Here is a 7,527-nt window from a genome sequence, read left to right as displayed (position 1 = left end):
GCACGCTGAAAGACGCGCCGCTGGCCTGCCCGGCGCATCCCGCTAAATAGCTCTAACTTGACAGGGAGGGACGTTTAGCGGAAACAGCAAAAGTACTCCCCCGTGAACCCCTGACAACGTATAAACGGGATACCTTCAGCACGAACTCCCCGATAAACTGCAATTTATATAAAACGTCCGCTGACTTTTGGGGTCAACGGACGTTTTCCGTTATTGAGGGGAGTTTTCACATCCCCTTAATAACAATGATTCAGTTGAAGTTATACGGTTTATCCACTTTGTGGTAGTGGGTATGCAGCAGTTCGTGGGCTTTTTCGCTTAGCGGTTCGCCCAGGAAATCCTGATAGAGTGTCTGGATGTCAGGATTTTCATGGGATTTGCGGATGGGCAGGGTGCGGTCTATCTCGTAGAGGGCTGCAATGCGTTTCTGGCGGACGGCGTTGGTGGTGCCAATAGGCTGACCGCCACCGCCGATGCAGCCGCCGGGGCAGGCCATGATCTCGATGAAATCATAGGGGCTTGTGCCTTTCTTGACCTGTTCCATGATCTTGCGGGCGTTTTTGAGGGTATGGGCGACAGCGATGCGCACATCCCGGCCCGGCAGGTGGACGACAGCTTCCTTGATGCCATCGAAGCCACGTACATCCATAAATTCCACTTTGTCCAGCGTTTTGCCCGTGACTTTTTCGTAGACTGTGCGCAGAGCTGCTTCCATGACACCACCGGTTGCGCCGAAGATGGCACCGGCACCGGAAGCAAGGCCCAGTGGGCTGTCAAAGTCGTTTTCAGGCAGCTTGCCGATGGACAGGCCCACGTATTTGATGAGCTTGATGAGTTCGCGCGTCGTGAGCACGATGTCCACATCCTGATAGCCATCACGGCCCATTTCCGGGCGGGCGGCTTCGAATTTCTTCGCCGTACAGGGCATGATGGAAACCGTGACGATTTCCTGTGGCTTGAGTCCGGCCTGTTTTGCATAGTAGGTCTTGGCAATCGCGCCGAACATGCTCATGGGGGACTTGGCCGAGGAAAGATGGTCGATGCAGGAGGGGAAATGTTTCTCCATATAGTTTACCCAGCCCGGGCTGCAGGAGGTCATCATGGGCAGCACGCCGCCGTTATTGAGGCGGTCGAGGAATTCATGCCCCTCTTCCATGATCGTGAGGTCAGCACCGAAGTTTGTATCAAAGACCTTGTCAAAGCCCAAGAGTTTCAGGGCCGTGACCATCTGTCCGGTCACGATGGCACCCGGTTCGAGGCCAAAGGCGTCGCCAAGGGCCACGCGCACCGAGGGAGCGACCTGTACGATCACATGTTTTGTCGTATCCTGCAGGGCATCGAGCACTTTCTGGGTATCGTCTTTTTCGACGATGGCGCCCGTGGGGCAGACGAGGCTGCACTGGCCGCAGAGGATGCAGTCGGTAGCCTCCATAGGCTTGTTGAACGCGGTCGTTACGACGATATCGCTGCTGCGTCCTGCATAGGTCAGCGCGGCAATGCCCTGTACGTCCTTGCAGGCTCTTATACATCTGCCGCAGCGGATGCACTTGGAGGGATCGCGCACGATGGACGGATTGGTCTCGATGCGCGGCTCTTCCTTGACTACGCTGGGCAGGTTGGATTCCAAGATATTGAAGCGGCTGCAGAGGCGCTGCAGGTCGCAGTTCTGGTTGCGGGGGCAGCTCAGGCAGTCCTTATGATGGTTGGCTAGCATAAGCTGGAGGATGGAAACCTGCGTGTCTCGTACAATCTGGGTATCCGTATGCACGTCCATACCTTCCCAGACTTCTGTGGAACAGGCCGCCAGCAGGCGCTTTTTGCCCGTGACTTCGACTGAGCACAAGCGGCAGTGCGCCTTGATGCGCTGGTCTTCATGATAGCAGAGATGCGGGATATCGATGCCGATAGTCTGCGCTGCCTGCATGATTTTTGTGCCCTTGGGCACTTCAATAGGGATATTGTTGATGGTGAGTTTCACCATTTCCTGGCTTTCGTTCTTTTCGCTCATGCTTTGGTACCTCCGATGGCAAATACTTCCGGGAATTTCTTCATGGCTGATTGCAGGGTGTTCTGAGCCGTTTCACCCAGACCGCAGAGGGACGACATGCTCATGACCTTGGCGATGGTGCTCATGGTCTTGATGTCCTGCTCCGTGGCTTCTCCCTTGGCCAGCTTGTCCAGAATAATCTTGATGTGGAGGTTGCCTTCGCGGCAGGGCGTGCACTGGCCGCAGCTCTCTTCCGAGAAGAATTCCTGATTCATGCGCAGGAAGTCCAGAACGCTCGTGCGTTTGTCGATGACCAGCATGCCGCCAGAACCGACCATGACGCCAGCTGCACGCAAGTCATCGTAGGTGTAGGGCGTGTCCAGAATGCTGGCATCGGAAACTTTGCCCGAAGCGCCGCCGAACTGGATCAGCTGGATCTCGCGGTCATGCTGGATGCCGCCGGCGAGGTTGTAGATGATATCCCGGACGGTGGTGCCGAAGGGAATCTCGAAGACGCCGGGATTGTTGACATTGCCGGCCACGCTCACGAGTTTCGTGCCGATGGATTCGCCAATGCCGCAGTTCATATAGGTGTCCTGGTCGAGCAGCAGATGGGGAACGAGCGAAAGGCTTTCCACGTTGTTCAGGCAGGTGGGGCGGGCAAAGACGCCGCTGACCTTGATGAAGGGCGGTTTCATGCGGGGCCGGCCGGCCTTGCCCTCGATGGAGCGGATGAGCGCCGTGCCTTCGCCGCAGACATAGGCGCCGCCGCCGGAATAGAGGTGGATATTGAAGTCAAAGCCCTTGCCGAGGATATTTTCGCCTAAGAAGCCATAGTTCTTGGCCTGGCGGATGGCGTTGAGCAGAAGCGGGCGGTAGCAGGCATATTCGGCCCGCATATAGATGTAGCCATCGGTGGCGCCGCAGACGAAACCGGCGATAATCATGGCTTCAATGAGATTGAAGGGATCGTTCTTGATGAGTTCCCGGTCTTTGAACGTGGTGGTCTCTCCTTCGTCCGCGTTGCAGATGATCACCTTGTTCTCGCCCTTCACGGCGCGGGCCTGGCTCCATTTGCGCCCTAAGGGGTATTCAGCGCCGCCGCGGCCGCGGATCTTGGCGTCCGATAGCATGGTGCAGATATCCTCGGGATCCATGGTGACGGCCTTGCGCAGGGCCTTGAAGCCGCCGATATTCATATAGGCGCCGATGGAGCTCGTGTCATAGGCGCCGAAGTTCTTGGTCAGGAATCTTACTTGTGTGCTCATACATTCAGCCTCCTCACTTCAGCGACCGCAGCAGGGCTTCGATCTTCTCGGTGCTGTCCAGATGGTCGTAGACATGGCCGTTGATGCGCACGGAAGGCGCACGGTCACAGGCGCCGTAGCAGGTGGTGCGCTCCAGGGTGAAGCGGCCATCGTAGGTGATTTCACCAATCTTGATGTCGAGCAGGTCCTGCAGCGTGGACAGGAGTCTTTCCGTATCGATGCGGTTTACCCGGCAGGCTGGTGAGGAGCAGACCTGGATCGGGTATTTGGCCCGGGGCGTTGCTGACAGCTCACTGTAAAAACTCAGGCAGTCGAATACATTGGTTACGGGGATGCCCAGCCGGTCGGCCAGATAATATGCGGTCGGTTCCGGCACATAATGACGTTCGTTCAAATCCTGCACTTCCAGCAGTATGCCCACAATCTGCGTGGGATCGTTATCGTGAGATTCCAGGACTAAATCGATTTTAGCCTGTAGCTCCGCTGACAGTGGATACTCTTTAGTTTGTGCTGTTAGCATCGAAAGACCTCCTAATAAATAATAATCACATCAAAGTAATAATAACAAAAATTCACCACACTTACAAGAATTGTGAAAAAAGAAACAAAACAGGTATACAGGTTTACATAAATATGTTATAATATAGATGCAACGCAGAGAGCATGTAAATATACTTCATAGGGGATTATGGGGGGTTGTTTATATGGCTATCAAGAACATAGAGATGGACCGTCGTGACAGCGCGATTTTTCGCAAACAATTAAAACGAGGAGGTTTCCTTTCTGCAAGTTACTTGTCAGTCAATGGCTTCGATGTGGCGAAATTGCGTAAACTGGCACTGGCTGGGGAGCTGGATGCTATTCGTTGCGCCATTGGCAATTCTATCCGCTGGTATTACAGGGAAAGACAGGCGGAGAATGCTCACCTGCGCGGCTTAGCATAATGTAATCATAATTTTTACGTTGACAATTTTATTGTGCTCTCATAATTATGTATGTCGGAATCGGCCTGGCCGGTTCTCTTTTTTTCGTTTGGGGGAATTTTTTTGTTTTGGGCATTAGTTTTTTCTTTTATGGCGCTTGTATTTATATTCGTGCCGGCGGGGCTGGTCTGCTATATATACCGGCGGATTCCGGTGGACCGGGACAAGCGCCGCTTCCTGAAGGGGGCGGCACTCTATCCGGCCGTGATGGCAGCCGGGAGCAGCTATGCCTATGGGTATGAGCGCAAGCAGCAGGTGAAACGTTATTATGATGTCACGCTGCCGGCAGGGGCAGGGCTTTGCGTGGCTCAGATCAGCGATGTGCATCTGGGGAGGTTCTTTTCGCCGGAGGATTTGCGCCGGCTTTTGCAGCTGGTGGCGGCGGATGAACCGGATATTCTGGTGGTCACCGGCGACCTCTTTGATGATGTGGCGTTGAACCCGCAGGCGGTGCAGATCCTTGATGAGGCAACCGGACTGTTTCCCAAGGGAATCTACTTCTGCATTGGCAATCATGAGCACTATCGCAACTGGGGACGTACGGCAAAGCTCCTGCAGGGCACCCGCGTCCATACATTGGTCGGGCGGGCCGAGAAGGTGGCTGGTACGGACCTTTGGCTGGCCGGGGCAGAATTTTCCTTTGCCCGGGATGACGAAAGTTTTTTGCAGGAAAAGGCGGCTTTGACACAGAAAGCTATAAAGAATATCCCTGAGGCGGAACTGGGCAATACGATACTGCTGGCACATCATCCGGAGTTTATCGACAACGGGGCGGAAAAGGGAATTCCCTTGATCCTGACTGGTCATACCCATGGCGGGCAGTTTGGCTTCTTTGGCTATGCCATCCTGCCCATGTACAAATACAACCGTGGTCTGGTGAAGATTGGCAGCAGCCTTGGCTATGTGCATTGCGGCAATGGAAGCTGGCTGCCTTTCCGCATTGGCTGCCCACCGGAAATCGCGTATTTTCGTCTCAAGGCTTGAGGGAAGGTCTGAGGAAATGAGGTGAGGGCATGGAGGCACAGTGGCAGGAAATCATCGAGTTTTTGCAACGGGGCAGGACGCAGGCAGCCCGGTCAAGGCTGGATGGCTTGCGGGGCAGCGTGCCCGCGGAAGAGGAATGGCGGCTCCATGAACTCTATGGGGCTGTGTTCCATGACCTGGCCGATGCGGAAGGGGCGGCGGCGGCTTACAGCAATGCGGCGCAGTGCGACCGCTTCCTGCGCAGCCAGCGGCAGCATTATTCCAATTATCTCTTTGCGCTGCACTATCTGCCGGGACTCAATGCGGCGGATCTTTGGCAGCAGCATAAATTCTATCAGCAGCTTTACCGCGATGAGGAAAGCCTGCCGCCGCGGCAGATCGTGCCCCATAGCCGCCTGCGTATCGGTTTTATTGCTGGCGACTTCTGCGACAGTGCGGCGGCTCGGTTCTATGAAGCGCTGGTGACGGGGCTGGATGTGCGTTATGCCGATACCTATCTCTATGCGCTCGAGGATGAGGAAGATGCCTTTACCCATCGCCTGCAGGGCAGTGGCCTGATCTACCGCTGTCTGGCCGGGAAGAACCTGCAGGAAATGGCTGAGGCCATCCGCTGGGATGAGATTGATATATTGATAGATCTCTGCGGCCATACGGCGGGCGGACTGACGCTGATGGTGCTGGCGAAAAAGCCTGCGCCAGTACAGCTCAGCGCCATCGGCTATTTTGATACCACGGGACTGGCAGCCGTGGATGGGCTGCTTACGGATGCCATCCTTGATCCGTCCGAGGAGGACTGCTCATTTTTCAGTGAGGAACTCCTGTATCTGCCGCAGGCCTTTTGCTTTACGCCCAGTCCTGCGATGGCCAAGGTCCGGCGGCAGCCCCGGCAGAAGCAGTCTTTGACTTTCGGCGCTTTCCAGAATGGCATGAAGCTCAATCCTGAGGTGCTGGCCCTTTGGCGGGAAATCCTCGAAATCCAGAGTGAGGCCCGTTTCGTCTATCAGGACACCACGCGGCTGCCGGAACGGCGGCAGGCCCTGGAAAAGCGGCTGGAAAAAGCCGGCCTGCCCATGGAGCGGGTGGAGGTACGGATCGGCACGGATCAATATCTGGAAGCCTATCAGGAAATCGATATCATGCTGGATACCTTTCCTTATAATGGCGGTGCGATGACGGCGACGGCTCTCTATATGGGCGTGCCTGTGGTGACCTTGCGGGGGGATCATCATAGTGCCCGCTTTGGGGCCAGCCTGCTCACGGCGGCCGGCTATGGGGAATGGATTGCCGAGTCATCGCGTGACTATGTGAAGACAGCATTGCAGCTGGCAGCTGACTGGTCATTCCTGGCCGCCACACAGGAAAATCTGCGCTGGGAAATCGAGCATAGCCCCCTGTGCGACCGGCAGCGATATGCTGCTGCCTTTTGGCGGGGGTGCGTTGATTTATGGGGACGGAAGGGGGATTTTGCCCTATGAAGCAGGATCTGACGTGCTTCCTGAGCGGCGGGCCGGCGCCATTGCGCTGGTTGATCATTGAAAGCCTGCCCTATGTGGAAAAGATTGCCGCCCTTTATCCGAATGCCCGTTTGACGGTGTTCACAGAAATCGAGGAAGCCGCAAGGTTGTCTGATTTTGCGGGGCTGGATATTGCGTGGCATTTTATGGATATCCGTCGGGAAAGACTGCCGTTCCCCAATGGCAGCTTCGATGCGGTTCTGGCGGAAAACCTGCTGACACTGGCCTATGAGCCCTATGATACTTTGATGGACATCAGCCGCAAGCTTACGGACACCGGCGTCTTCTACGGGGATTTCCTCAATGTACGCTACCATGGCGTACTGGCGTCCCTGCAGGCCGGGGAGTTTCCCGTGCGGGAAAAACACCTCTATGCCAAAAGCGAGATGGTGCGACTGCTCGATGATACCCTGTTCAAGGAAATCGACTTCATCCCCGCGGAAAAAGACGAGGATGAAAGCAGGGCGCTTGACTGGGAGGCAAAAGGCTATGCCAATATCAACCATGAACTTTCCATCAGCCGCTACCTGTTCCGGGCCGCCGTGAGCACGGCCAAAGTCGCCAATCTCAAGGGGTTATACAGTCCGGGGGTGCGCAAGGAACTGGCCCGCATCCTGCATCGCATCGAATATGACGTAGAGAGGCAGGAAAACATCATGCGATTACGGCGGCTTTGCGAAATGGAAGGCATCTTCCCAGAGTATCTGCAGGATTTTGTTGAAGAAAGCTGTTATCATGCGGACGAAGTGCGTCGGTTTTTGTGATTTACAGATAACCAGTCAGATATTGCT

At 55.4% G+C, this 7,527-nt stretch carries 7 protein-coding genes; 4 read left to right on the top strand and 3 right to left on the bottom strand.

Annotated elements, in window-relative coordinates:
* Positions 1 to 250: 250 nt before the first annotated feature.
* Genes BLQ59_RS11245 through BLQ59_RS11235 form a run of 3 tightly spaced genes read right to left on the bottom strand, consistent with a single transcriptional unit; the run spans position 251 to position 3,775 of the window.
* Positions 251 to 2,008 carry an NADH-dependent [FeFe] hydrogenase, group A6 gene (locus tag BLQ59_RS11245; RefSeq protein WP_074572986.1) on the bottom strand — a complete coding sequence of 586 codons (1,758 nt, stop codon included), beginning with the start codon at positions 2,006 to 2,008 and terminating at the stop codon, positions 251 to 253.
* Complete coding sequence (locus tag BLQ59_RS11240; protein WP_074572985.1) at positions 2,005 to 3,255, bottom strand: complex I 51 kDa subunit family protein; 1,251 nt, start codon at positions 3,253 to 3,255, stop codon at positions 2,005 to 2,007. Before BLQ59_RS11240 ends, BLQ59_RS11245 begins: the two co-directional genes overlap by 4 nt.
* A 13-nt stretch (positions 3,256 to 3,268) precedes the next feature.
* Entirely contained in the window at positions 3,269 to 3,775 is a 507-nt protein-coding gene (locus BLQ59_RS11235) for an NADH-quinone oxidoreductase subunit NuoE family protein (protein ID WP_074572984.1), read from the bottom strand.
* A gap of 184 nt (positions 3,776 to 3,959) precedes the next feature.
* Here BLQ59_RS11235 and BLQ59_RS11230 point away from each other — a divergent pair, with 184 nt between their 5' ends.
* From BLQ59_RS11230 to BLQ59_RS11215, 4 genes are all read left to right on the top strand, one after another.
* Positions 3,960 to 4,199, top strand: coding sequence for a hypothetical protein (locus BLQ59_RS11230; RefSeq protein WP_074572983.1), 240 nt, complete (start codon positions 3,960 to 3,962; stop codon positions 4,197 to 4,199).
* A gap of 129 nt (positions 4,200 to 4,328) precedes the next feature.
* Positions 4,329 to 5,222, top strand: coding sequence for a metallophosphoesterase (locus tag BLQ59_RS11225; protein ID WP_074572982.1), 894 nt, complete (start codon positions 4,329 to 4,331; stop codon positions 5,220 to 5,222).
* A 29-nt stretch (positions 5,223 to 5,251) separates the two neighbouring features.
* Complete coding sequence (locus BLQ59_RS11220; protein WP_074572981.1) at positions 5,252 to 6,697, top strand: O-linked N-acetylglucosamine transferase, SPINDLY family protein; 1,446 nt, start codon at positions 5,252 to 5,254, stop codon at positions 6,695 to 6,697.
* Positions 6,694 to 7,500 (top strand): methyltransferase domain-containing protein, encoded by an 807-nt coding sequence (locus tag BLQ59_RS11215; RefSeq protein WP_074572980.1) that lies wholly within the window; start codon positions 6,694 to 6,696, stop codon positions 7,498 to 7,500. Before BLQ59_RS11220 ends, BLQ59_RS11215 begins: the two co-directional genes overlap by 4 nt.
* Positions 7,501 to 7,527 lie beyond the last annotated feature (27 nt).

The organism is Pseudoselenomonas ruminantium (assembly GCF_900104055.1).
Lineage (GTDB): Bacteria > Bacillota > Negativicutes > Selenomonadales > Selenomonadaceae > Selenomonas_A > Selenomonas_A ruminantium_C.
Note: the sequence above shows the minus strand (reverse complement) of the source record. Positions and strands in the feature narration are given on the sequence as shown.